Source organism: Bacteroides sp. 3_1_23 (assembly GCF_000162555.1).
Lineage (GTDB): Bacteria > Bacteroidota > Bacteroidia > Bacteroidales > Bacteroidaceae > Bacteroides > Bacteroides ovatus.
Window position 1 is genome coordinate 56028 of record NZ_GG774953.1, and the last position, 25346, is coordinate 81373.

Sequence of the window (25346 nt, forward strand, 5' to 3'; positions counted from 1 at the left end):
CTAGCCTCTGTCTCTTATATTTTCAAAGGCAAGTAGTAACATCTAAATGTTACGTTTTCGACTTTGCAGTCGTTCGGGTGCCGCTCCATCCGAATTGACTTGCCTTTGTGATTATTGCTAATTTGTCGTTTAATTGCAAATTTATAGGCACAAAAAAAGCGGAGAGCATTTGCCTATCCGCCAGTGAGGGAGTCGAAGCCCTAAACACACACACAGGAAACACCCCCCGCATATTGCAAGGAGCATTTATCTGCTTCTCTGTGTGTTTGGAATTTTCGACTTTTCACTAGCACAGAAATCAGCTAAACGCTTTTTTTCTTAAAACAAACAATACAGTCGCACTACGACTGATTGTGCAAAGATAACAATTAATTAAGTTATACAGTCTTTCATCCTATGTTTTTTTCTCTGTGCAGAGTGTTTTTGTTCTATGTTCCATAAAATCGTTTGAAATAGTCTGGTTCCCTTGCTATGACTATATCTCATAAGATTCATATCGTTTATTTTTTATATTTTTACTAAACCTCTCGGAGTTGTGCGAATTATTATTATTTTTGCCTCACATAATTTCTAAACAATAATTAAATTATTTATTCGTATGAAAAAGGCCTTATTATTATTCGCTTTAGTAGCGATAAGTGCGGTGAGTATCAATGCTCAAGACAATCTGAAATGGGGTGTGATGGCAGGTATGAATGTTAGTAAATACACCATTACAGGTTTTGACAGCAGGATAGGTTTTCACGCAGGTGTTAAAGCGGAAGTGGGATTGTCGCAGGCTTCGAATGGCGGTGGTGCTTATATGGATTTCGCTGCATTGCTCACATTGAAAGGTGCTAAAGTTGATGGCGGATCACTTGCAAGTATAACATTTAATCCATACTATCTGGAAATACCGATACGTGTAGGATATAAATATGCTGTGAATGATGATTTCTCATTATTTGGTAGTGTAGGTCCTTATATGGCTGTCGGACTGTTTGGAAAAGCAAAAGCGAAGGTAGATGGTGATTATTTTGATTTCGATGAAATAGGAGGCAATTCTGCATCCGAAGATATATTTGGAGACGATGGTCTGAAACGATTCGACTTCGGTCTTGGACTGAAAGCCGGGGTTGAGTTCAGCAAGAAATATCAGGTTGCCATAAGTTATGACTTTGGACTTGTTGAGGTAATCAAAGAAGTAGGAATGAAGAACAGAAACCTGATGATCTCATTGGGATATATGTTCTAAAACGGATTTTGCAACTTTGTTGCATAAATCATTTGTTACCTTTGCGTCAACTAAATGATGAATGTTATGGGACATTGTAGTTGTGGCGCTCATTCATGCGCAGCAGAAAAAAAGGTTGATGCAAAGGTTTCGGTATTCCATGAATATGGGAAAGTGATATTTTCTCTCCTGCTTCTGGCAGGTGGAATAATTATGAATGCTCTCGATTTAGCATTCTTCCGTGAAGGATCTGTAGCCTTGATATGGTATATCGTGGCCTATCTTCCGGTAGGAATTCCAGTGATGAAAGAAGCCTGGGAAAGTATCAGGGAAAAAGACTATTTCAGTGAGTTCACTCTAATGATTATAGCTACTTTGGGAGCTTTCTATATTGGTGAATATCCGGAAGGAGTAGCCGTGATGTTATTCTATACAGTAGGAGAACTGTTTCAGGATAAAGCGGTAGATAAAGCCAAACGTAATATCGGAGCCTTATTGGATGTAAGACCCGAGAAAGCATTAGTGCTCCGGGAAGGCAATCTTGTTATTGAAAGCCCTAAAAAGATAAAAGTCGGTGAAATCATAGAAATAAAGGCAGGCGAACGGGTACCATTGGATGGAACCATGCAGAATGAAGTGGCTGCCTTCAATACAGCCGCATTAACGGGGGAAAGCGTTCCTCGTAATATTCGGAAAGGTGAAGAAGTACTTGCCGGAATGATTGTAACCGATAAGGTTATCCGGCTTGAGGTAACGAGACCTTTTGATAAGAGTGCACTTGCCCGAATATTGGAACTTGTTCAGAATGCTTCCGAACGTAAGGCTCCGGCTGAATTGTTTATTCGTAAGTTTGCGCGCATTTATACACCTATTGTTATAGCGCTTGCAGTGTTAATTGTTTTGTGTCCATTTGTTTATTCACTTATTAATCCTCCATTTGTATTTGCATTTAATGATTGGCTATACAGAGCTTTGGTCTTTCTGGTGATTTCGTGTCCCTGTGCGTTGGTGGTTAGTATTCCGTTGGGCTACTTTGGGGGAATTGGAGCGGCATCCCGGTTGGGAATTTTATTCAAGGGTGGTAATTATCTGGATGCTATCACTAAGATCAATACAGTGGTATTCGATAAAACTGGAACCCTGACAAAAGGAACCTTTGAAGTACAGGCCTGTAAAAGTGCAGGCGAGGTTTCGGAAGAAGAATTAGTGAAACTGGTTGCTTCGGTAGAAAGTGATAGTACTCATCCGATTGCCAAGGCTGTTGTGAATTATGCGAAAGAACAAAACATTGAATGTGTAGCTGTTACCGGTACAAAAGAATTTGCCGGCTATGGTTTGGAAGCAACGATAGACGGGGCTATGGTTCTGGTCGGTAATTGCCGGTTACTGTCTAAGTTTGATATATCCTATCCAAAAGAACTGCTGGAAATAACGGATACCATCGTGGTCTGTGCTGTTGGAAACCGTTATGCAGGTTATCTGCTGCTGGCTGATGCCCTGAAAGAGGACGCAAAGGTAGCTATTGACAATTTAAAAGCTTTAAATATTGAAAACATCCAGATACTATCCGGTGATAAACAGAGTATTGTTACTAACTTTGCAGAAAAGCTCGGTATATCGAAAGCTTATGGTGACCTGTTGCCGGAAGGAAAAGTGAATCATCTGGAAGAGCTGCGGCAGGATGAGGCAAACCGGATCGCATTTGTCGGTGATGGAATGAACGATGCACCGGTGCTCGCTCTAAGTCATGTTGGCATTGCTATGGGAGGACTGGGTAGTGATGCGGCTATTGAAACAGCCGATGTCGTGATACAGACAGACCAGCCGTCGAAGGTAGCCGAAGCTATCAAAGTAGGAAAACTGACACGAAGAATTATTTGGCAGAATGTATCACTGGCATTTGGAGTGAAATTACTTGTATTGATTTTGGGAGCCGGTGGAATTGCTACTCTTTGGGAAGCTGTCTTTGCAGATGTGGGTGTTGCGCTACTTGCCATTATGAATGCTGTCAGAATACAGAAAATGATAAAATAGGAGAAAGATGGAAGAAGATATTTATTTGGATAAGTTGGATAGAAGAGGTATCAAGCCAACTGCCATAAGGCTTCTGGTGATAAAAGCGATGATGCAGGCAGAGCGTGCGGTGTCATTGCTCGATTTGGAAACACTGCTCGATACAGTCGATAAATCGACTATATCCCGTACCATCGCTCTCTTCTTGTCTCATCACCTCATACATAGCATAGACGATGGGAGCGGCTCGTTGAAGTATGCCGTTTGCGACAACTCCTGCAATTGTGTGGTACAGGATTTACATTCGCATTTTTATTGTGAGAAATGTCATCGTACATTCTGCCTGGAAGGTACACATATCCCGGTGATTGATTTGCCTAAAGGATTTACTTTGCATAGTATAAACTATGTACTAAAAGGAGTTTGTTCCGAATGTACTTCTCAAAAATGACAGATATTTTATAAACTTCGATGCGCAGTTTTATTCCATTCACTAATTTGGATAGGATAATCACTATATTTCGCACTTTGAGTACCTGTAACTTCAGTTTAGGTACTTTCCCCATTTTGTCTATTTTTTTAATTGACGAATTATCCCCAACTTTGCATAGTCATTTGAATTGGAGTCTTGAAAGATTTATAGACTAAGTGGGGGGTATATGTGATATGTAAGTAATTGGAATAAAAGCCGAAAAAGAGATGTATTTTCTCTTTTTCGGCTTTTTGCTAATATTGTTTGATTAGTCAATATTGGGATTCAATGCGTGCCAGTCTTTAATAGCTGGGATGATCCCCATTTCAATCACTTCATCACGAAGTTTGCATAAATGCTCGTAGCTTTTTTCCAATTCTTCCTGTTCGGCAGGAGTTCCGGCTACTTCTTTATAAGTGACGCCGTCTTTAGTTATTGAAGTTTCCATCGCCATCATGATATGGTCGAACTTACTGTTAGAAACATACGTTCCGGCAGGCCAGCGGAAAGGTTGTCCACCCATAGCAGCGGCAATCATTTCGATAGAAAGATAAGCCGGGCTTTGGAAAGAAGAACGACCGCGCAGGTCGATAATATGCTTACCACCCTGGATGACACGTACTTTCAGTGCTTCCCAATCTGCCAATGGAAGACGGGTAGTGCCGATGAAATTGGTCAAAGGCTCTCCTTTTATTTTGGTTGTAGATGCGAATACAGCCATTTGTTCGCCATGACCACCATACGTACGGCAATTCTGAATGTCGGAAGCCGGGATATGGAAGAATTTCACCAGTTCGTTTCGCAGACGGGTGCTGTCCAGGGCAGCCAGTGTAGAAACTTGAGAGGGTTTCAAACCTGAATACAACAAAGTAATCAATCCGGTGATGTCTGCAGGATTAAAGATCACAACGATATGTTTTACGTTCGGGCAATATTGATGAACATCTTTACCGAATTGAGCGGCAATTTCTGCATTTCCCTTCAGCAAATCTTCGCGGGTCATACCTGCTTTACGGGCAGCTCCACCGGAAGAGACAATGTAAGAAGCTCCTGTCAGCGCTTCTTTGATATCGGAAGTAAATGTAAGGTTGACACCTTCAAAACCGCAGTGATACAATTCTTCAGCTACTCCTTCCAGAGCCGGGGCAAATGGATCATACAGGCAAATATTCGGAGTGAGTCTCATCATCATGGCTGTTTGTGCCATATTGGAGCCGATCATTCCGGCAGCTCCTACAATCGTAAGTTTCTCGTTGGTTAGAAATTCCATAAGTTTATATGTTTAAAGGTGAATAATTTACTTTTTCTTTTTGTCGCTACAAAGTTAACATATTAGAAAGCAGATTGTTCATTGCAAATAGTTTTGCCCGATAACGAAAAGTTATGGCTGACTGTTTGAGAGATCTATTCAAAATAGATTATCTTTGTGTCTTATTACAATAAATAGATAAGAATATGAGCATCGAATTAGGAAAGTTCAATCAGCTTGAAGTCGTGAAAGAAGTAGATTTCGGCGTATATCTCGATGGTGGGGAAGAAGGTGAGATTTTGTTGCCTACCCGCTATGTGCCCGAAGACTGTAAGATAGGAGATTTTTTGAACGTGTTTCTTTATCTGGATATGGATGAAAGACTGATTGCTACGACGCTGACTCCGTTGGTGCAGGTAGGTCAGTTTGCCTGTCTGGAAGTCTCCTGGGTGAATCAATACGGAGCTTTCCTGAACTGGGGATTGATGAAAGACCTGTTCGTTCCGTTCAGTGAGCAGAAGATGAAAATGCAGGTTGGGCGGAAATATGTGGTCCATGCGCATTTGGATGAAGAGAGTTATCGTATTGTGGCTTCAGCAAAGGTGGAACGTTATCTGTCGAAAGAAAAGCCGGAATATACTCCGGAAGCAGAAGTGAATATCCTTATCTGGCAGAAGACGGATTTGGGCTTTAAAGCGATTATAGATAATAAGTATAGCGGTTTGCTGTATGAAAATGAAATATTCTGTCCGTTGGAAACAGGAATGGAGATGAAAGCTTTTGTGAAACAGGTGCGTGAAGATGGTAAGGTAGACCTGATTCTTCAGAAACCCGGTTTTGAAAAGATTGACGATTTTTCGAAAACGCTGCTCGACTATATCAAAGCGCATGGAGGACGGATCAACTTGAATGATAAAAGTCCTGCGGAAGATATTTATGACACGTTTGGTGTTAGCAAGAAAACCTTTAAGAAAGGAGTGGGCGACTTGTATAAGAAACGTCTGATTACCTTGCATGAGGATGGCATTGCTTTGGCGGATTCCTAAACAGAATAGGGATTTCCCTACATACGAATAGAGAGAATCATTGGGGTGGGGAGTTTCCTCACCCTATTTTTGTGCTATCAGATTAAAGATATAAATAATAAAAACTAGATAAGCTATGCGTAAGATTATAATAAGTTTCTGCATCCTGTTCGCTGCCCTCTCCTTACAAGCGCAGTCTGTTAACGGAATCCGTATCGATGGCGGGAATACTCCGATTCTTGTTTACCTGGGAGGGAGCCAGATATGTTTACCTACTACTACCTGCTTTATAGCCAATTTAAATCCCGGACATTATACTGTTGAAGTGTTTGCCACCCGCTTTACCCGTGCGGGAGAGCGAGTATGGAAAGGAGAAAAATTATATAAAGATTTCGTTTATTTTGATGGGAGGGGAGTGACAGAAATATGGGTAGACGGACGTGATAACATGCGCCCGGAAAGACCCGGCCGTCCCGAACAGGGAGAACATCGTCCGGGATATGGTTACAACAGGGTGATGAACGATCAGCTCTTCCAAACGTTTTATAAAGAGATGAAGAATGAGCCTTTTAAAGATGACCGTATGAAGTTGCTCAATGCTGCATTGGCTGGTTCTGATTTCACATCTGCCCAATGTCTCCAACTGACCAAACTATATACATTCGATGATGACCGGATGGAGATTATGAAGATCATGTATCCCCGGATTGTAGATAAGGAAGCTTTCTTTACGGTGATTAATACCCTGACATTTAGCTCCAGCAAGGAAAAGATGAAGGATTTTATCATAGGGTACGGTAAACGTTGATACTATTAACTAAAAACGATACGGTTATGAAAAAGATACATATTATGCTGTGTTTGGCGTTGGGAATATTGGTCAGTGGCTGTTTTACCAGCTATGTATCTACCAAACAGATGATGGGTATATATCAGGGAATGACTCAATCGCAGGTAGAGTCCGTTTTAGGAAAACCTGATTTCCGGCGTTTTGACGGTGATATGGAAGAATGGGAATTCCATCGTGATAACGGTACGCCTGTACTTACTTCGGAACCTGTGACGATAATCGTTCAGTTTGTAAATAGAGAGGTGGTTAGTATGGATACGTTCAAAGGTTATGGCAGACCTGCACCAATGCATTCCGTTGTAGTACCGCCTGCTGTGAACACTACCGTTGAAGTCTTTCCTAATCATGAACAAGTGGAAGAAGCTCGTTTGATGACTGATCCGGAGTTTGATGAATTTATCAATAAGCTCAAAATAACGGTTATGAATGAAGACCAGAAGAAGCTTGTCGATCGGATGTTGAGAACGTATGATGTCACTTCAAATCAATGTGTGAAAATAGTGAAGGAGATTTCGTATACTCCTGACCAGGTGGAGATGATGAAGAAGCTGTATCCTTATGTAAGGGATAAAAGAAATTTTAATAAGGTGATCGATATTTTATTTTCTAATGCATATAAAGATGAGATGCGTAAGTTTATTGAGGAATATCATCAGAATAATAAATGATAGGAGATTGAATTATGAAACGAATACTGTTTTTACTCTTTGCTGTCGGTCTGACTGCCAATATGACCGTAATGGCTGGAATGAGCACTAGCAAGGTACGTAAGGAGACGCGTTTTCTTACCGATAAGATGGCATATGAATTGAGCTTGAGTACACAGCAATATAATGATGCGTATGAAATTAATTACGACTTTATTTATTCTGTCCGTAATATCATGGATTACGTAGCACGTGGTTACGAATGGGCATTGGATGATTATTATGAAGCGTTGGATATCCGTAACGACGATCTTCGCTGGGTATTGAGTGATGCACAGTATCGCCGGTTCCTCGGTGCCGGGTATTTCTATCGGCCAATCTATGTAACCGGAGGGAAATGGAGTTTCAGGGTTTATGTTAATTACCCGAATCGTAGTTTGTTTTATTTTGGTGTGCCTTACCATTACCGTACTTATTGTGGAGCACATTATCGTCCACACTTTCACCATGTGAGTTATTATCGGGGCAGATATACTAATTTCAACCATTATTCTGCACCGCATCGGGTGAGAGATCAGCGAGTATTCCACTCTTATCGTCGTTCGGATTTCGGTTCTGTCCGGTTCCGTCCGAATACTTCCACTCGTCCGCATAATGCACCGACACGTCCGGGTAATTCTTCCCGTCCGGGTTCATCGACAACGCGTCCTGGTACGTCTCGCCCAAGTACCTCTACTCGTCCTGATACTTCTACTCGTCCCGGAACGACAACAAGACCTGGTACGTCAACACGTCCCCGTCCGGAATCTGGAGGAGATCGACCTTCGACTTCTGTCAGACCATCTACACCGTCCGGAAGTGGAAGACCTGATAACAATGTTGCTCCTGATAAAAATGGGAATACGAATAGAGTAGAAAGTGATCGTAATTCTGGTCGTCGTCCGGAAACAGGTTCCGGTTCTTCAAGCTCTAATCGCAGACCAACAAGCGGAAGTTCAACTGGTTCCAGTTCCTCCAATCGTGAAAGTGGAAAAACAAGTAGCAGTTCGAGAGAAAGTTCAAGTAAACGAAACGATAGTGGTTCCTATAATAGAAATAACAGTTCCGAGAGAAATAATAGCTCTTCCGGTTCCAGTCGCGGTAGTTCCAATCGTAGTAGTTCCAGTCGCAGTGATTCTGGTCGCAGTAGCGGTAGTACTACCAGTCGTAGCAGCAGTACCACTTCTAACCGGAGTAGCGGTAGCTCGAGCTCTACCCGGAGCAATGTTTCTAGTGGACAAACAGAAAGACGCTCTTCTTCCGGAAGTACGAGAAGCAATAGCACTCAAAGTTCTTCCCGTTCCTCTGAAAGAAACAGCAGCAGTTCAAGAAGATAACCTATTCCTTTATTATTTATATCAATCTCATTACTCCTCAGCGGAAGGAGAACTAGACTCCGGGTTTTCACCGGCTAGACTATTCCGGGCAGCGCCCGTAACTTGGATATCGGGGCGGATACTATCCGCCTCGATTTCACTTATTACTCCTTTCTGTGCAAGCCGCTTGGCTATCAACTTATAATAGCCTTCCATATTCTCCTTTAACTGTCCGCCTTCAGCAAAAGAGCTGCGGAAATGCTTGGGCTTCGGGATAATGGAAGCCAGGAAAATACTTTCTTCCGTGTTCAGTTGTGAAGGGCGTTTATTGAAATAATAAGCAGAAGCTTCCTGAATACCATAAACGAGCGGTCCCCATTCAACAATGTTCAGATATACTTCGTACATGCGTTCTTTAGAAGTTAATCTTTCATTTTCTATTAGCCATACAATCAATGCCTCTTCCAATTTACGTGCAAAGTTCTTATTACGGTTCAGGAATACATTCTTTACGAGTTGCATGGTGATCGTGCTTCCTCCACGTGCAAAGCGTTTCACTTGCAGGTCGTAAATCAATGCTTCCCGTAGGGCGTCGGGCAGGAAACCGCGATGGTAAAAGAATGCTCCGTCTTCACTTTGCATAACGGACATTCTTAGGATGGGTGAAATGCTATCCAATGGTGTAAAGTGTTTGCACGAGGGACCAATAGGAAAAGTCCGCACCGGTATTCCATTCTCATAAGCTGTATAAATGAACTCGCCGGACATTTTGGAGAGTGAAGTGGCTCCATAGCTTGTGATGCGGAAGTCTTTCTCTTTCAGTTCGGATTCCAGTTTGAGACTATCTAGTTGTGCAAAATCAATATCTAATAGAAAATGATAGGCCAACTCGCCACTTGTCTTGATGCCTTCCAGATTGCTGAATAATCCTTTGGGGAGAGAGCTGAACAGATCATCTGCCGGAAACCAGGATTTGTTGACCGCAGCAGTGAAATGCCAGTTTCCTTTCTCTTTCTCGGCTCGCAAATAAGGATGAAACTGGAGTTTGTTGAAATCAACAATGGTCGTGCTATCCAGCTCGAGTGAGTGCCCGCTTATGTTCATCTCGTAACAGAGTTGTCCACGATTGAGATGAATTACTTCAGGAGAGAGAGCTTTATGAAATACGTCAAGTCCGTTCACTCTCGCTTTTCCTTTGAGGAGCAGTTGATTGGATGCACGCTTATCTTTAGTCATATTATAAGATAGGGTGTCGAAAGTGACTTCTGCTCCAAAACGGCGGGTAATATAAGGTAGTGAGATTTTTCTTTTTTCCGGGGCAAAGAGAGATGCTTTTAATGTATAGTCTCTTCTGTTTAGTTCGCCGGTCGCTTCCCATAGTTGTTGAGGAAGTGTATCTTCTTTTATCTGAATGGTTGATTGGAAATGATTGTTCTCAATAATAAAAGAAGGAATGTTGACTGCAACGAAATTACTATCTTTACGTTCGGTTATATTGATTTGCCTGAGTTGCCCGTTTTCAGGCAGGAAACCGTAAATGAGGTTTAATATCCGGTCAATACGGTTGGCATAGTCACTTTCTATGACAGGTTGGAGTTCTGCTTCTTGTTGCCGTTTAAAGAACAGGAAATCGTAGTTAGCTATGCTATCATGCTTGATGAAGTTGATTGCAAGGCCATTCATAAGCACATTCCGTACTTCGATTTCTCCTTTTAGCAATTCCCAAAAACTTAGTTTTACATTGACGGATTGTAATGTCAGGAGGGTATCCCGTTGGTTGGGAACAATAGAAAGTCCTTGTAAAGCCACTTCATTGTAGCCTTTCATTCGTAACTCCTGATAATGAATTTGTAGACCGTATGTTTGTTCGGCACGTGTAGCTCGTTTGTCAACGATATGGCATAAAATGACATTGCGGAATGCAAAGAGACAAATAAGGCTGGTAAGCAAGATACCGGTAGCCGATAGAATGATAATTCTTTTTTTGCTGGACGTTTCCATCTTCTTTTTCTTGATATGATAATCGCTGCAAAGGTAGATAATAATTCGGGCAACAAGCGGAGTATTTTCCCATTTTTAGAGTTATATTCATCAGTAGAAAGAAGAAAATGCGAAAAAAATGGTTAGTTGTTCGCTTTTAAGCGTACAACTGTTCGTTTTCGTACACCGTTCTGTTTTATGATTTCCTTGATTATTAGTTAGTTATCGTTTTGGCACGCTCGTTGCATCTCTATAGTCGCAAGCGGACAACGAAGAAAAATGAAAAAAACTTCAGAAGGTTGCAACCGTTTGAGACGCTTGATCCGTCTAATAAACAGAAGAACAAAAACAGAATGTTGAACAAATAAAAAATATACAATTATGAAGACTACAGTATTATTCAGAATGATCGTTTTAGTTGCTATGGTATTTGCAGGAATCGCTAATACAACAGTGAAGGCACAGGGTAATAACTTCATTACTAATGAAGAAAAAGTAGATGATCTTGTAGTATCGAAAGTGATTTACAGACTCGATGGTTCTCTCTATCGCCACATGAAATATGATTTTACCTATGACGATCAGAAGAGAATGTCCTCCAAAGAAGCTTTCAAATGGGATGCTTCTACTGAAAAATGGATACCGTACTTTAAAATTGATTATACTTATTCATCTAATGAAATCACTTTGGTATATGCACGCTGGAATGACTCTCACAGAGCTTACGACGCATCTGTTGAAAAGAGCGTTTATGAACTGAACGACGCTAATATGCCGGTTGCTTATATGAACTATAAATGGAATGATAAATGGATTGAAGAATCCGCTGCTAGCTGGACTATGAATGTATCTACTCCGGCAACTAATGAAGCAACTCTGCTGACTGCCAGCAGATAAAAATAAATCGGAGTTGTGAAACTCCTTCTCTCTCTTTTAATTTAACTACATTAAAAACGGTGGATTTCCTTATGGGATAATCCACCGTTCTGTTTTTCTAATGAACAGTTACGATTAGCTTTTGTAACTCTTCAATATCTATTTAACGAGTGGTAGATATTCTCCATAACCTTCCTCTTTCATTTTATCTTTCGGGATAAAACGAAGTGAAGCGCTATTGATGCAATAGCGTAATCCACCTTTCTCTTTCGGCCCATCTGTGAATACGTGTCCCAAATGAGCATCTCCGGTTTTACTGCGTACTTCCGTACGTATCATGCCGTGCGAAGTATCTTTCTTTTCTGCGATTAGATCTTTTTGAATCGGTTGGGAAAAGCTTGGCCACCCGCAACCTGAATCAAACTTGTCGGTAGAGACAAACAGAGGTTCTCCGGTAGTAATATCCACATAAATGCCGGGACGATGCTCATTCCAGTATTTATTGTGGAAAGCAGGTTCAGTGGCATTCTTTTGGGTTACGGCATATTGTTCCGCCGACAATTCCTTACGAAGGGTTGCATCATCCGCTTTTTGATACGCTTTAGCTTTCGGCGCATTCGCTTTGCGTGCCATTTCGAATAAAGCGGGATTGATATGGCAGTATCCACCCGGATTTTTATCCAGATAGTCCTGGTGGTAAGTCTCTGCCGGATAGAAATTTGTCAATGGCTTTACTTCTAGGACGATAGGAGTTTTATATTGCGCGGATAATAGTTGAATCGCCTGCTTGATGACAGGGAGATCTTCTTTATCTACATAATAAATTCCGGTTCTATACTGCGTTCCCCGGTCATTACCTTGCTGGTTGAGGCTGGTAGGATCGATTGTCTTGAAATATAGATCGAGCAGTAAATTCAAATCTACCGTTTTCGGATCATAAACCACCTTTACTGTTTCGGCAGCATTGGTTTTTCCTGAACAGACCTGTTCATAACTCGGATTGGCAACATTACTGTTGGCATACCCTACCTGAGTATTTTCTACTCCTCGAATTTGTTTCAGGAAATGTTCTGTCCCCCAGAAACATCCTCCCGCAAAATAGATTTCTGCTTGATTCTTCATTGGTTTAGCAACTCCTAAAAATGTATTACTAATCATTACAATCACTAGGACGATAAAATACTTCATATCCGTTAGTTCTTTCTATAATAACGAATGAACCAACGGATATGTTTTAAGGAACTACTATACTAAACTCAACTTTATTTTTTTTCATTCAATGACCTGTCCTTTGTAGAAATCCAGAATTTTAGTCCGGAACAGGTAGTCATATTTTGCCTGCAACTTATCCGAAAGAGCTTTCGTCAGATTAAGTTTGGCTTCATTGTATTCCACAAAGGTAGCCTTGCCGTTATTGAACTTCTCACTCATCAGGCGGAAAGATTCTTCGTTGGCTTTTACTGCCACTTCACTGGAGTTGTATTTACTTTCTGCTGCCAGAGCATTGTACCAGGCTTGCTGAATTTCTTTATAGAGTATTTTTTTACTGTTATCCAACTTCAAGGATAAATCTATTTGTTGCAAACGAGCGGTGCGTACCCGGTTTCTTGTGGCAAAACGGTTGAAGATTGGCACGCTCAAATTAAATCCTATATATTTATTCAGATTGTTTTTCATCTGACTGCCGAAGCTGCTCTCTGATCTTCCGCTAACCGTATAATAATTACTTCCCAGACCGGCACTGAAAGAGAGTTGTGGATAAAACGCACTTTGGGCAATACGAATACTATTAAGACTACCTTGTAAACGATATTCTGCAGCCTTAATGCTTGGTTTGTAAGTAAGCGCCTGTGTATATATGTCATCCGGCGGAGTGAGAGATTCGAACTCTAATTCTTCCTTAGGGCTTTCGAGTACAAATCCTTCAGGCGTGGGTAATTCCAAGAGTTGGGTGAGATCCAGTAAGGACAGTTTGTACGTATTGTCTGATTGTACAGCAGTCATTTCATCCTGTGCAACACGGGCTTGTGCTTCGGCCACTTCAGAAGAGGATGCCTTACCCACTCCCTGAAGACCTTGAATACGTTTTAACTGGTCTTTGCTTAAATCGACCTGATTATGAGCAATCTTACTTAATTCTTGATTGAATAAAACCTGTAAATAAGCCGAAGTGACATTGATTGCAATATCCTCTCTGGCTTTATTCAAATCTTCTATGGCAGCTTTTAAATCCAGTTTGGCAAGTGAATATTGGTTGGACAGTTGCAAACCGGTAAATATAGGTACGTTTGTTCCCAAGCTGAAACTGGTATTGGCGCTGTTGATGTCACTATACGAGTTGTCTATCGGAGAAGCAGTACGGCCCCAACTCCAGTTTTGGCTGGCACTACCGCTCAAATTCGGAAGGCGTGCCCATTTAGTAGTGTTTACACTCACTTTGCCTGCTTCGACATTATTGGCCGATTGACGGATTTCTATATTATGCTCAATGGCATAGTCGATACATTGCCGCAGCGTCCACGCTTGCGAAGAGTTGTTCTGTGCCTGGATGGAGGTGATTCCGACTCCGGCAAGCAGAATGGCTGATATGGTTTTACGAATTATTTTCATCGGATTCAATTATTTATCTTTTTTCTCTGCACCACGTATTTTGTCCTGAATGGTTACCCCTTTCTTGATTTCTATCTTGATTCCATCACTCATACCGGCAGTCACCTGTGTACGCTGGAACTTTTGTTCGGGCACTGAATCTGTCATGATGTACACAAATGTAGAGTCACCACTAAATTCAACAGTGCTTTCGGGCACTGCCAATACCTGATTGGCTTTTTGTAATACGATTTCCGCATTAGCCGAATATCCGGAACGAATCTGAACAGAATCCGGAATGGTAATCGCAGCCTTGATTTCAAACTGGTTGGCTCCATTGGTTTCCACCCCTTTCGGAGAGATATATTCCAGAATGGCATTGAAAGTCAGATTCTGTAAGGCTCCGATGGTCAGCTTGATTGGCATTTGTTCGTGGATACGTCCCACTTCTGTTTCATCAATATTGCCGCGGAAAATCATATCGTTCATGTTGGCTACCGTAGCAATCGTGGTTCCATCATTGAACGTATTACTCATAATCACCGAATTACCAGCTTTTACAGGTACGTCCAGGATTAACCCGTCAATGGTAGAGCGAATCATCGTGCTACTGAAAGAGGCACTGTTTTTGGTAATTCCTTCTTTTACGATTTCCAGATTGTCTTTGGCCGTCTGTCTCTCTTCGCGAGCCTGTTTCAAAGCCACTTCACTTTTCTCGTATTCCTCCCGGCTAATTAACTGACCGTCATACAACTTCTTCACACGGGCGAAATCCGTTTCTGCCTGGGTTGCATTAATTTCTGCCAGGCGCACACGGCTTTCTGCAGAATTCAGTTGTCCGAGTTCAGGGATTACTTTTACTTTGGCAATAACTTCCCCTTTTCTTACAGCTTGTCCGGCTTCTTTATATACTTCGTCGATAATACCCGAAATTTGCGGTTTGATTAAAATTTCGTCTCTCGGTTCCACTTTTCCGGTAGCTACTGTAGTTTTTTGGAGGTCAGTCATTTCCGGTCTAACTGTTTCGTAAGTGATTACCTTAGGCTTGGATTTCTGATAAAGGAATACGAATGTTCCGACAAGAATGATAGCAATGACTACCAATAATGTGATTTTCAGATACTTTTTCATGATTTTATTTATAATTTTATTATTTACGATTGATGATTGAAACTAAACTCCTCACATATCCAGATAACTGTTCCACTTCCTTATTCATCCCGAATCGCCTCAATCGGTTTGATAGCCATGGCCCGGTAAGCAGGTGCCAGACCTGCCAACATTCCCAGTGCGATTAGAAGGGCACAAGTACCGATTGCCAGTCCGAAAGTAACTTGAAAACGGGTGTCCCCTCCGTCAGCGTTGGCTCCCATTTCTACAAGTTGCAACACCATGACGGCAAAGGATATTCCACACATTCCTGCAATGGTGGTAAGTACCATACTCTCTGATAGAATTTGTTGCAGAATATCTTTCGGCCGTGCACCGATCGCCCGGCGGATACCGATTTCTGTGGTATGTTCTTTAACGGTCACCATCATAATATTGGATACTCCGATGGCACCTGCCAGCAAAGTTCCCAATCCTACCATCCAAACAAGTATGTTGATACCGGTAAACAGGTTATCGACCATAGAGAACATAGCTTCGGCATTCAGGCACATAACAGCCTGTTTGTCATCCGGGGAGATATAATGTGCGGCTTTAATGACCTGTTCCATTTTGGGTTGTATTTCAGACACTTTGACTCCATGCTTCGCAGTGAAACAGATCACATCAATTCGTCCTCCCAGATTATATGTTTGCTGCATCGTAGTAAAAGGAAGAGTGACGGCCTCCGAAGCCCGTCCCTGTATATTCATGTCCCCTTCGGAAGAAGACATGCCAATCACTTGATAATAAATGCCATCTACTCTTACATATTTGCCACACGGGTCTTCTCCCGGTTTGAAAAGACTTTCATAAATTCGTTTTCCGATGACACATACTTTGCGTGCTTCCTTTATATCCACCTCATTGATGAACCTGCCGTATGCCATTTCCTGTGATTCAATGTGGAGATAATCCGGATACAATCCTTTCACGCTACAATCATATTTCTTATCTTCGTATACGGCTTTGGAACCCCAACGGGCTACGGACGGAGTAATGATCTCCACCTCTTTCACTTGGGAGCGAAGACGGTCGATGTCGGTAGATTCCAGATTCCACCATCTTCCTTTGCGGAAGCCTTTGTAAGCCTCGCCCGTTCTTTGCGAGACAAGGAAACCGGAATTGGTGGCAAATCCTTCAAAGTTTTTTTTCATCATGTCCTCCAATCCTTGCCCGCCGCCGATAAGGGCTACGAGCATAAAGATTCCCCAGAAAACACCGAATGCAGTCAGCAGGCTTCTCGTTTTATTTCTTGTAATGGTAATGAGGATTTCCTCACAGGTATCCATGTCTATTCTCATAGTCTTAATCTGCTCTAAGTGCTTCGATCGGTCGGATGCTAACTGCTTTTCGGGCAGGGAATAATCCGGCTAACGTACCAGCTATTATTAATGTGAGTGTAGCCTGTATGGCGATTCTTATATCTACTGTCGGATTCAGGAAAACGGTTTCCGTCCACATTCCGGTGTCCATGGTCTGATTGCCGAAAGCGCTGTTCATCCATTCGGTCACTCCGATACCGGCTACCATCCCGATATATCCGAATATGGTGGTGATGGTGACACTCTCTACAATAATCAACCAGAGAATGGAAAGCGGTTTGGCTCCCAAAGCCTTACGAATACCAAACTCGCGGGTACGTTCTTTGACGGTAATCAGCATGATGTTGGAAACTCCAACGATTCCGCTAAGTAACGTAAAGATGCCGATTACCCAGATGGCGATACGCAGCATGCCCGAACCTTTTTGCTGTTGCAGATAGTTGGTAAACCGGTTCCATATCCAGATAGCACTGTGGTCCGTTGGGTCAAACCGATGGTTGGCTCCCAATACTTTACGGTAATGGGCTTCAAAAGCCTCATTAGCCTCTACTGTTTCCAGATTTTTGGTAGTCATGACCAGGTTATTCAGTTTGTCTCCTTTATTATAAATCGTTTGTAGAGTGGTAAAAGGAATGTAGGCATCGCTGTCTCCGCTATCTCCTTTATCATTATAAAGACCTACTACCTGATAAACCACATTTCCGGCGTTGACAAACTGTCCGATTGGCTCGGTATGAGTCTTGTTAAAAAGGATTTCTGCTGTTTTCTTATGGAGTACAATTACTTTCCGGCGTTCCTTGATATCGATTTCATTGATAAAACGTCCTTCGAAAAGCTTCACGACTTCTACCTCTGTATGATTGGGATATACGCCGGAAAGGTTCAGGCTGACGTATTCTTGCCCGAAACTAAGATTTACGCCTCCCTGCCACACGGTTGCTCCGGCCTTGATGACATGATTCGGGAAATAATGACTGGTAGCATCCATGTCTTTATTGTCCAGTTGCACCCGTCTTCCTTCTTTCAGTCCGTCGTATGATTTACTGGTCCATCCCGGAAAAATCTTGATGGAGTTCATGGCACGTTCGGAAGCCGATTGCTCGAATGCGTGGATCAGTCCGTTACCTGCACCTAGTAGGACGATAAGCATAAAGATTCCCCATGCCACGGCAAATCCTGTGAGAAAAGTCCTTAGCTTGTTGCGTTTGATGGTACTATATATTTCTTGCCAGATGTCAATCATGATAATGTTTGTATAGTGGTGGATTTTAGATTATTTCATGATACCGTCTTTTCCGAAAGGAGAAGCGTCATGGTCGATATTATCTTCAATACGTTCGATGATTCCATCTTTGATATGTATAATCTTGTCTGTCTGGTTGGCGACTCCACTTTCGTGGGTGACAACGACAATCGTCATTCCCAGTTTATGAAGATCTTTCAGAATCTGCATCACTTCTACGGAAGTTTTGCTGTCCAAAGCTCCTGTTGGTTCATCTGCCAGAATGATTTGTGGTTGGGTGATTAAAGCTCGTGCAATGGCTACACGTTGTTTCTGACCGCCACTCATTTCGTTCGGCATGTGATGTGCCCAGTCTTTTAAACCCAGGCGGTCGAGATATTCCAAGGCAAGCGCATTTCGTTTTTTGCGACTTATACCCTGGTAAAATAAAGGAAGTGCTACATTCTCTACGGCATCTTTAAAGGAAATCAGATTGAATGACTGGAAAATAAATCCGATCATACGGTTCCGGTATTCGGCAGCTTTGGTTTCGCTCAAGTTCTTGATAAGTACGTTGTTCAAGTAATAATCTCCGGTATCGTAGTTGTCGAGGATTCCCAATATGTTGAGTAAAGTTGATTTCCCAGACCCGGATGCCCCCATGATAGAAACAAATTCCCCCTGTTCAATGTTGAGATTGATACCTTTAAGTACATGGAGAGGCGCTCCGTTGTTGTAGGTCTTGTTGATATTCGTTAGTTGTATCACAATTTTCTTTATTTAGTTTCTGTTTTCTGATAATTTTCTACTATTAGACGTGCGAAAGATACGAAAAGTTGCAAACAGGTTGAACTTTTTTCAAAAAACATTTTGTAGACTCAATCTTCTTTACGTAATTTGTGTGCAGTAAACTTAATGATTAACTAACCCTTTTAAATAAAAGTATCATGAATTCAAACATGGAAAAACCCTACGTAGTAGGTATTGACATAGGCGGAACGAATACCGTCTTTGGAATTGTAGACGCACGCGGAACTATTATTGCCAGCAGTTCAATCAAAACATCTGGTTACCCTACAGTAGAAGAATACGCTGATGAAGTGTGTAAAAGTCTGCTTCCATTGATTATTGCTAATGGTGGTGTTGATAAAATCAGAGGTATTGGTATCGGTGCTCCGAATGGCAACTACTACACGGGAACGATTGAATTTGCTCCGAACCTGCCTTGGAAGGGAATTCTTCCGTTGGCTGCCATGTTTGAAGAAAGACTGGGTATCCCCACTGCTTTGACAAACGACGCAAACGCTGCTGCTATCGGTGAAATGACTTACGGTGCTGCCCGTGGTATGAAAGACTTTATCATGATTACACTGGGTACTGGTGTGGGTAGCGGTATCGTTATCAACGGTCAGATGGTGTATGGTCATGACGGTTTTGCAGGTGAATTGGGACACGTTATCGCCCGTCGCGATGGTCGTCTTTGCGGTTGTGGCCGTAAGGGATGTCTGGAAACTTACTGTTCGGCTACCGGTGTAGCTCGCACAGCCCGTGAATTCCTTGCTGCCCGTACGGATGCTAGCTTGCTTCGTAACATTCCTGCAGAAAACATCACTTCAAAAGATGTGTATGATGCAGCTGTACAAGGTGATAAACTGGCACAGGAAATCTTTAACTTTACAGGTAACATCTTGGGTGAAGCACTGGCAGATGCTATTGCATTCTCCAGCCCTGAAGCAATTGTATTGTTTGGTGGTTTGGCTAAGTCCGGTGACTATATCATGAAACCAATTCAGAAATCAATTGATGATAATATCCTGAATATCTATAAAGGCAAGACTAAACTGCTCGTTTCCGAATTGAAGGATTCTGATGCTGCTGTACTGGGCGCCAGTGCATTGGCTTGGGAACTGAAAGATTTGAAAGAATAACATTTCATTATTATAATAAAGGTAATGAAGCCTCGGGAGTTTATGACTTTCGGGGCTTTGTTTTATTTAGTCCTTTCTGACGTGTACGGCTTATTCAGACAAAGGGTTATTCTCACCGAAGTGAGAAAATATTCTTATACCTTTGAGGAATTATTCTCATTGCAATGAGAATTTTTTCTCATAGGCATGAGAATGTTTGAGAAAATATACAATAAAAAAGGGAACCTCATAATGAAGTTCCCTTTTTTATTTCGAATCGAAAAGTTCGGCTTATTAGTTAGCTCTTTTTTCTTTGATTCTAGCTTTCTTACCAGTAAGAGCGCGCAGGTAGTACAATTTAGCGCGACGAACTTTACCTACCTTGTTCACTTCGATGCTATCGATAGCCGGTGATTCGATTGGGAAAATTCTTTCTACGCCTATAGTTCCTGACATTTTACGTACAGTAAAACGTTTCTTGTCTCCGTGACCGGCGATTTTGATAACAACACCACGGTACAACTGTACACGTTCTTTGTTACCCTCGATAATACGATATGCTACTGTTACAGTGTCTCCTGCTTTGAAGCTCGGGTGCTGTTTTCCGGTAGCAAATGCTTCTTCTGCAATTTTAATTAAATCCATTGTTGTTATTATTAAATTGTTTCATCGTTACAACGCAACATACCAAGTATCTCTTCTCTTGACAGCGATTGCGCGAAAGCGGTGCAAAGTAACGAATTATTTGCCAGATAGCCAAATGTTTTTGTATATTTGTGGCATATCTAAAAATAGCGAACATGAAACAGACTTATGTAAAGTATCTGATGGTGGCGACGTTTGCAGGAGGCTTCCTGTTTACTTCCTGCCGGACCGCACGCGAGACTACGGCACAGTACGAAGTAACCAAAGTAGAGGGTAGCATGATAACGATTGATTCTGTTTGGGACACCATTCCCAACGCGAAAGCTGCCGAAATCTTAAAGCCTTATAAGGAAAAGGTGGATGCGATGATGTATGAAGTCATCGGCACCAGTGCGATGAAAATGGACAAAGGAGGTCCCGAAAGTTTACTTTCCAACCTTGTTGCAGGTGTTTTGCAGCAAGCGGCTGTTCAGGTGTTGGGGAAACCTGCTGATATGGGATTGGTAAATATGGGCGGCTTGCGTAATATCTTGCCCGAAGGAGATATCACGGTAGGCGATGTGTTTGAAATTCTTCCTTTTGAGAATTCTCTTTGCGTACTGACTATGAAAGGAACAGACTTGAGACGTCTTTTTGAAGCGATTTCATCTCTGCACGGAGAAGGAGTGAGCGGTATCCGCCTTGAAATCACCAAAGATGGAAAGTTGTTGAACGCCTTTGTCGGTGAAAAACCACTAAAGGATGACCAGCTTTACACGGTGGCCACTATCGACTATCTGGCAGATGGAAATGGACGGATGGATGCTTTCCTGCAGGCAGAAAAGAGAGTATGCCCCGAAGACGCAACCTTACGCGGACTATTTCTTGATTATGTACGCAAACAGACTGCCGAAGGCAAAGCGATTACCTCCAAACTGGATGGACGTATTACCATAAAATAAAAAGGAGAATCTAAAAATATTGAATATGAAAAGAATTCAGATATTATTCCTGTTATGTCTTGCATTGAGCTTTACTTTCTCAATTTTTGCGCAGGATAAGGATACCAAAGAAGTGATTATTTTACAAACAAGCGATGTGCATAGCCGTATCGAACCTGTCAATCAGAAGGGGGACGAATACTATAACAAAGGCGGTTTTCTTCGCCGGGCTGCTTTTCTCGAACAGTTTCGCAAGGAGCATAAGAATGTGCTGCTTTTCGACTGCGGAGATATTTCTCAGGGAACACCTTATTATAATATGTTCCGCGGAGAAGTGGAAGTTAAACTAATGAATGAAATGGGTTACGATGCTATGACTATCGGTAACCATGAGTTTGATTTCGATGTGGATAATATGGAACGTATTTTCAAGATGGCTAATTTCCCGGTTGTTTGTGCCAACTATAATCTGGATGCTACGGTATTGAAAGATATAGTTAAACCCTACGTCGTTCTTGAGAAATATGGTTTGAGAATTGGTGTGTTTGGCCTTGGAACCCAACCCGAAGGGATGATTCAGGCTAATAAATGCGAAGGAGTCGTTTATGAAGATCCTATCCGCGTATCCAACGAAATAGCTGCTTTGTTGAAAGACGAAGAAGGTTGTGATTTGGTAGTATGCCTGTCTCATCTGGGTATTCAAATGGATGAACATCTGGTTGCCGGAACACGCAATATCGACGTGATTCTGGGCGGGCACTCTCATACATTTATGAAAGGCCCCAAAACATACTTGAATATGGACGGAAAAGAGGTGCCTGTTATGCACACGGGAAAAAATGGTGTTCGTGTAGGCCGTCTCGATTTGACTTTGAAACATAAATGAAGATAATCCCCTCAATAGTAACGCTTTTATTCCTTATTGCGGCCGGCACGGTTTCAAGTCCGGCGCAGAATGCTACAATCGTTGAACCTCTGCTGGTATATAAAGCCCTTCAGGACAAGGACTGCCGGCACTGGGTTGATTCGGTTATGGATAAGCTTTCCTTTAAAGAAAAGGTAGGGCAGTTGTTCATCTATACCATTGCCCCGGTAGATACCAAACGAAACCTGGAACTGTTGCGCGAAGTCATCGACACCTATAAAGTGGGCGGACTTCTCTTTTCCGGTGGGAAGATGCAAAATCAGGTTGAACTGACAAACCGGGCGCAACGGCAGGCAAAAGTCCCTTTGATGATTACCTTTGATGGAGAATGGGGGCTGGCCATGCGTTTGCGTGGTATGCCTGTTTTTCCACGGAATATGGTATTGGGATGTATCCGTGACAACAAGCTGCTCTATGAATACGGGCGTGAAGTTGCTCGTCAATGCCGACAGATTGGAGTACAGGTCAACTTTGCTCCGGTGGCGGACGTGAATATAAATCCTGAAAATCCCGTAATCAATACCCGTTCTTTTGGAGAAGATCCGATACAGGTGGCTGATAAGGTAATCGCTTATGCTTCCGGTTTGGAAAGTGGAGGGGTTTTATCTGTGTGTAAACATTTTCCCGGACATGGAGATACCGATGTTGATTCGCATAAGGCGCTTCCGGTACTTCCTTTCACTCGTGAGCGTCTGGACAGTGTGGAACTTTATCCTTTTAAAGAAGCCATCCGTGCCGGATTGGGCGGTATGATGGTAGGACATTTGCAAGTTCCGGTGATAGAACCGATTGGTGGACTTCCGTCTTCCTTGTCCCGCAATGTCGTATACGATTTACTGACAGATGAACTGGCGTTCAAAGGACTCATATTTACGGATGCGCTTGCCATGAAAGGAGTGGCGGGAAATGGAAATGTCAGTTTGCAGGCTTTGAAAGCTGGTAATGACATGGTATTGTCTCCCCGAAACTTGAAGGAAGAGATACCGGCCGTACTGGAAGCCATTGAAAAAGGAGAGTTGACCCGCGAAGATATTGAAAGCAAATGTCGTAAGGTCTTGACTTATAAATATGTGTTGGGACTGAAGAAAAAGTCGTATGTACAATTATCCGGTCTGGAACAACGGATTAACAGTCCGCAAACGCGTGATTTGGTTCGCCGGTTGAATTTAGCGGCAATAACAGTTCTGAACAACAAGAATCATATTCTCCCCTTGCATACAGACAAAGAGCAGACGATTGCATTGCTCGAGGTAGGAGATCCCGGAGAAACTGATGCGTTGGCGAAACAACTTTCCCGCTATACGTCTTTGGCTCGTTTTTCCCTTCGTGCCAATCAGACGAAAGAGGAAAATCAGCGGTTGCGTGATTCTTTGTCTACCTATAAACGGATTATTGTAGCCGTCAGTGAACAGCGGCTGGCTCCTTATCAGCCTTTCTTTGCTAAGTTTGTTCCCGAAAGCCCGGCCATTTATCTGTTTTTTACTCCCGGGAAGATGATGTTGCAGATTCAGCGCGCGGTGGCTCATGCTTCGGCGGTGGTGCTGGGACATAGCTATAGTAGTGACGTGCAGCGCCAGGTGGCAGATGTGCTATTTGCCAAGGCATCTGCAGACGGACAGTTGTCGGCAAGTCTGGGAGAACTGTTCCCAACGGGAGCAGGAGTGACTATTACCCCTAAAACGCCGTTGCATTTCGTTCCGGAAGAATACGGGCTTTCCTCTGCTCATCTAAAACAGATTGATTCCATTGCATTGGATGGTATTCGTCAGGGAGCCTATCCCGGTTGCCAGGTGGTGGTGCTGAAAAACGGTCATATTATGTTCGACAAGGCTTTCGGTACTTATACGGGTAAAGGAAGTCCTCGTGTCGAATCTACGAATATCTACGATCTGGCTTCCCTTTCAAAAACGACGGGTACCTTGCTTGCCATTATGAAACTCTACGATAAGGGACGTTTTAATCTGACAGATAAAATTTCGGATCATTTGCCGTTCTTGCAACGTACTGATAAGAAAGATATAACGATTCAGGAAATTCTGTATCATCAGTCCGGTTTACCTTCCTGGATTCCTTTTTATCAGGAAGCCATCGATAAGGATAGCTATGACGGAAGATTGTTCAGCGCACGTAAAGATGTCCACCATCCGGTACAGATTGGTACGACTACGTGGGCGAATCCGAAATTCAAATTCAAGAGTGAATATATTTCTCCGGTCAAGACCGGTGATTATACTGTTCAGATCTGTGACAGTTTGTGGTTAAACCGTTCTTTCCGAAAGGTGATAGAAGAGAAAATTGCAGAAGCTCCGTTAAAGCAGAAGCGCTATGTATATAGTGATGTCGGATTTATACTCTTGGGAATGTTGGTGGAACAACTGGCCGGTATGCCTATGGAAGCCTATTTGCAACGTGAGTTTTATGAGCCGATGGGGTTGGAACATACAGGTTACCTGCCTTTACGCCGCTTTGCCAAATCGGAAATTGTCCCTTCCAACAAAGACCGTTTCTTGCGTAAAGAGACTTTGCAGGGATTTGTACATGATGAGGCTTCCGCTTTCTTTGGCGGATTGGCCGGAAATGCCGGACTTTTCTCTACTGCCCGTGATGTAGCCCGCGTTTATCAGATGTTGCTGAATGGAGGAGAAATAGATGGACAACGTTATCTTAGCAAAGAAACTTGCCAGCTGTTTACTACTGAAATCTCGAAGATCAGCCGGCGTGGCTTAGGTTTTGACAAGCCCGATGCAGACGATCCGAAGAAAGGAAATTGTGCGCCTGCTGCACCTGCCGAAGTATATGGCCATACCGGATTTACCGGTACATGTGCATGGGTGGACCCAATGAATGAACTGGTTTATGTATTTCTTAGCAACCGGATTTATCCGGACGTAACGAACCGCAAATTGAACCAGCTGCACATTCGTGAGCGAATACAGGGAGCTATTTATGATGCGATGAAGAAAAAATAAAAAAAGAAAGGTAAA

21 protein-coding genes are annotated in these 25346 nt (G+C 42.5%); 12 read left to right on the plus strand and 9 right to left on the minus strand.

The genetic code is table 11. The features are described from left to right. The first annotated feature begins 598 nt into the window (after positions 1–598). The 3 genes from HMPREF9010_RS09255 (at position 599) to HMPREF9010_RS09245 (ending at position 3677) form a co-directional block, all read left to right on the plus strand. Positions 599–1234 carry a porin family protein gene (locus HMPREF9010_RS09255; RefSeq protein ID WP_008649804.1) on the plus strand — a complete coding sequence of 212 codons (636 nt, stop codon included), beginning with the start codon at positions 599–601 and terminating at the stop codon, positions 1232–1234. Positions 1235–1300: 66 nt separating this feature from the next. Then, positions 1301–3247, plus strand: coding sequence for a heavy metal translocating P-type ATPase (locus HMPREF9010_RS09250; RefSeq protein ID WP_032852801.1), 1947 nt, complete (start codon positions 1301–1303; stop codon positions 3245–3247). A gap of 7 nt (positions 3248–3254) precedes the next feature. After that, complete coding sequence (locus HMPREF9010_RS09245; protein WP_004296218.1) at positions 3255–3677, plus strand: Fur family transcriptional regulator; 423 nt, start codon at positions 3255–3257, stop codon at positions 3675–3677. Between the two features lie 289 nt (positions 3678–3966). On the opposite strand, the gene HMPREF9010_RS09240 is transcribed toward HMPREF9010_RS09245, so the two are convergent. Then, a complete protein-coding gene (locus HMPREF9010_RS09240) occupies positions 3967–4968 on the minus strand; it encodes a malate dehydrogenase (protein WP_008649814.1) in 1002 nt (333 codons plus the stop codon). 185 nt (positions 4969–5153) lie between these two features. Between HMPREF9010_RS09240 and HMPREF9010_RS09235 the strand changes: the two genes are divergently transcribed. The 4 genes from HMPREF9010_RS09235 to HMPREF9010_RS0124565 all read left to right on the plus strand — a co-directional run bounded on the left by HMPREF9010_RS09235 (position 5154) and on the right by HMPREF9010_RS0124565 (position 8845). Continuing rightward, on the plus strand, positions 5154–5993 hold the full coding sequence (locus tag HMPREF9010_RS09235; protein WP_004296216.1) for a S1 RNA-binding domain-containing protein: 840 nt from the start codon (positions 5154–5156) through the stop codon (positions 5991–5993). Between the two features lie 115 nt (positions 5994–6108). Next, positions 6109–6780 carry a DUF4476 domain-containing protein gene (locus HMPREF9010_RS09230; RefSeq protein WP_008649815.1) on the plus strand — a complete coding sequence of 224 codons (672 nt, stop codon included), beginning with the start codon at positions 6109–6111 and terminating at the stop codon, positions 6778–6780. Between the two features lie 26 nt (positions 6781–6806). Further along, positions 6807–7490 carry a DUF4476 domain-containing protein gene (locus HMPREF9010_RS09225; protein ID WP_004306992.1) on the plus strand — a complete coding sequence of 228 codons (684 nt, stop codon included), beginning with the start codon at positions 6807–6809 and terminating at the stop codon, positions 7488–7490. Between the two features lie 14 nt (positions 7491–7504). Next, on the plus strand, positions 7505–8845 hold the full coding sequence (locus HMPREF9010_RS0124565; RefSeq protein ID WP_032852789.1) for a hypothetical protein: 1341 nt from the start codon (positions 7505–7507) through the stop codon (positions 8843–8845). A gap of 30 nt (positions 8846–8875) precedes the next feature. Here the strand turns inward: HMPREF9010_RS0124565 and HMPREF9010_RS09220 are convergent, their stop codons facing one another. Beyond that, positions 8876–10825 (minus strand): transglycosylase domain-containing protein, encoded by a 1950-nt coding sequence (locus HMPREF9010_RS09220; RefSeq protein WP_004306994.1) that lies wholly within the window; start codon positions 10823–10825, stop codon positions 8876–8878. A 360-nt stretch (positions 10826–11185) separates the two neighbouring features. Here HMPREF9010_RS09220 and HMPREF9010_RS09215 point away from each other — a divergent pair, with 360 nt between their 5' ends. Beyond that, entirely contained in the window at positions 11186–11701 is a 516-nt protein-coding gene (locus HMPREF9010_RS09215; protein ID WP_008649818.1) for a DUF3836 domain-containing protein, read from the plus strand. A 138-nt stretch (positions 11702–11839) separates the two neighbouring features. Here HMPREF9010_RS09215 and msrB read toward each other — a convergent pair whose 3' ends face one another. The 6 genes from msrB to HMPREF9010_RS09185 form a co-directional block, all read right to left on the minus strand. Further along, entirely contained in the window at positions 11840–12868 is a 1029-nt protein-coding gene (gene msrB, locus HMPREF9010_RS09210; RefSeq protein ID WP_008649821.1) for a peptide-methionine (R)-S-oxide reductase MsrB, read from the minus strand. A gap of 84 nt (positions 12869–12952) precedes the next feature. Next, complete coding sequence (locus HMPREF9010_RS09205; RefSeq protein ID WP_004306997.1) at positions 12953–14290, minus strand: TolC family protein; 1338 nt, start codon at positions 14288–14290, stop codon at positions 12953–12955. Between the two features lie 9 nt (positions 14291–14299). Then, positions 14300–15400 carry an efflux RND transporter periplasmic adaptor subunit gene (locus HMPREF9010_RS09200; RefSeq protein ID WP_004306998.1) on the minus strand — a complete coding sequence of 367 codons (1101 nt, stop codon included), beginning with the start codon at positions 15398–15400 and terminating at the stop codon, positions 14300–14302. An 80-nt stretch (positions 15401–15480) separates the two neighbouring features. Further along, on the minus strand, positions 15481–16722 hold the full coding sequence (locus tag HMPREF9010_RS09195; protein WP_008649822.1) for an ABC transporter permease: 1242 nt from the start codon (positions 16720–16722) through the stop codon (positions 15481–15483). Between the two features lie 4 nt (positions 16723–16726). Then, complete coding sequence (locus HMPREF9010_RS09190) at positions 16727–17986, minus strand: ABC transporter permease (protein WP_008649823.1); 1260 nt, start codon at positions 17984–17986, stop codon at positions 16727–16729. Between the two features lie 30 nt (positions 17987–18016). Continuing rightward, positions 18017–18733, minus strand: a complete 717-nt coding sequence (locus HMPREF9010_RS09185) for an ABC transporter ATP-binding protein (protein WP_004296202.1) — start codon at positions 18731–18733, stop codon at positions 18017–18019. A gap of 179 nt (positions 18734–18912) precedes the next feature. On the opposite strand from HMPREF9010_RS09185, the gene HMPREF9010_RS09180 reads away from it, so the two are divergent. After that, complete coding sequence (locus HMPREF9010_RS09180; protein ID WP_004307000.1) at positions 18913–19893, plus strand: ROK family protein; 981 nt, start codon at positions 18913–18915, stop codon at positions 19891–19893. A 273-nt stretch (positions 19894–20166) separates the two neighbouring features. On the opposite strand, the gene rplS is transcribed toward HMPREF9010_RS09180, so the two are convergent. After that, on the minus strand, positions 20167–20517 hold the full coding sequence (gene rplS, locus HMPREF9010_RS09175) for a 50S ribosomal protein L19 (RefSeq protein ID WP_004296199.1): 351 nt from the start codon (positions 20515–20517) through the stop codon (positions 20167–20169). A gap of 155 nt (positions 20518–20672) precedes the next feature. Here rplS and HMPREF9010_RS09170 point away from each other — a divergent pair, with 155 nt between their 5' ends. From HMPREF9010_RS09170 to HMPREF9010_RS09160, 3 genes are read left to right on the plus strand one after another with little or no spacing between them, the layout of a single operon-like run. Then, positions 20673–21458 (plus strand): 5'-nucleotidase C-terminal domain-containing protein, encoded by a 786-nt coding sequence (locus HMPREF9010_RS09170; protein ID WP_008649824.1) that lies wholly within the window; start codon positions 20673–20675, stop codon positions 21456–21458. A 25-nt stretch (positions 21459–21483) separates the two neighbouring features. Continuing rightward, positions 21484–22323: a bifunctional metallophosphatase/5'-nucleotidase gene (locus tag HMPREF9010_RS09165; RefSeq protein ID WP_008649825.1), complete on the plus strand. Its 840-nt coding sequence runs from the start codon at positions 21484–21486 to the stop codon at positions 22321–22323. After that, the gene (locus tag HMPREF9010_RS09160) at positions 22320–25331 is read left to right on the plus strand and encodes a glycoside hydrolase family 3 N-terminal domain-containing protein (protein ID WP_008649827.1); all 3012 of its coding nucleotides are present in this window, start codon (positions 22320–22322) and stop codon (positions 25329–25331) included. Before HMPREF9010_RS09165 ends, HMPREF9010_RS09160 begins: the two co-directional genes overlap by 4 nt. The last annotated feature ends 15 nt before the right edge of the window (positions 25332–25346 follow it).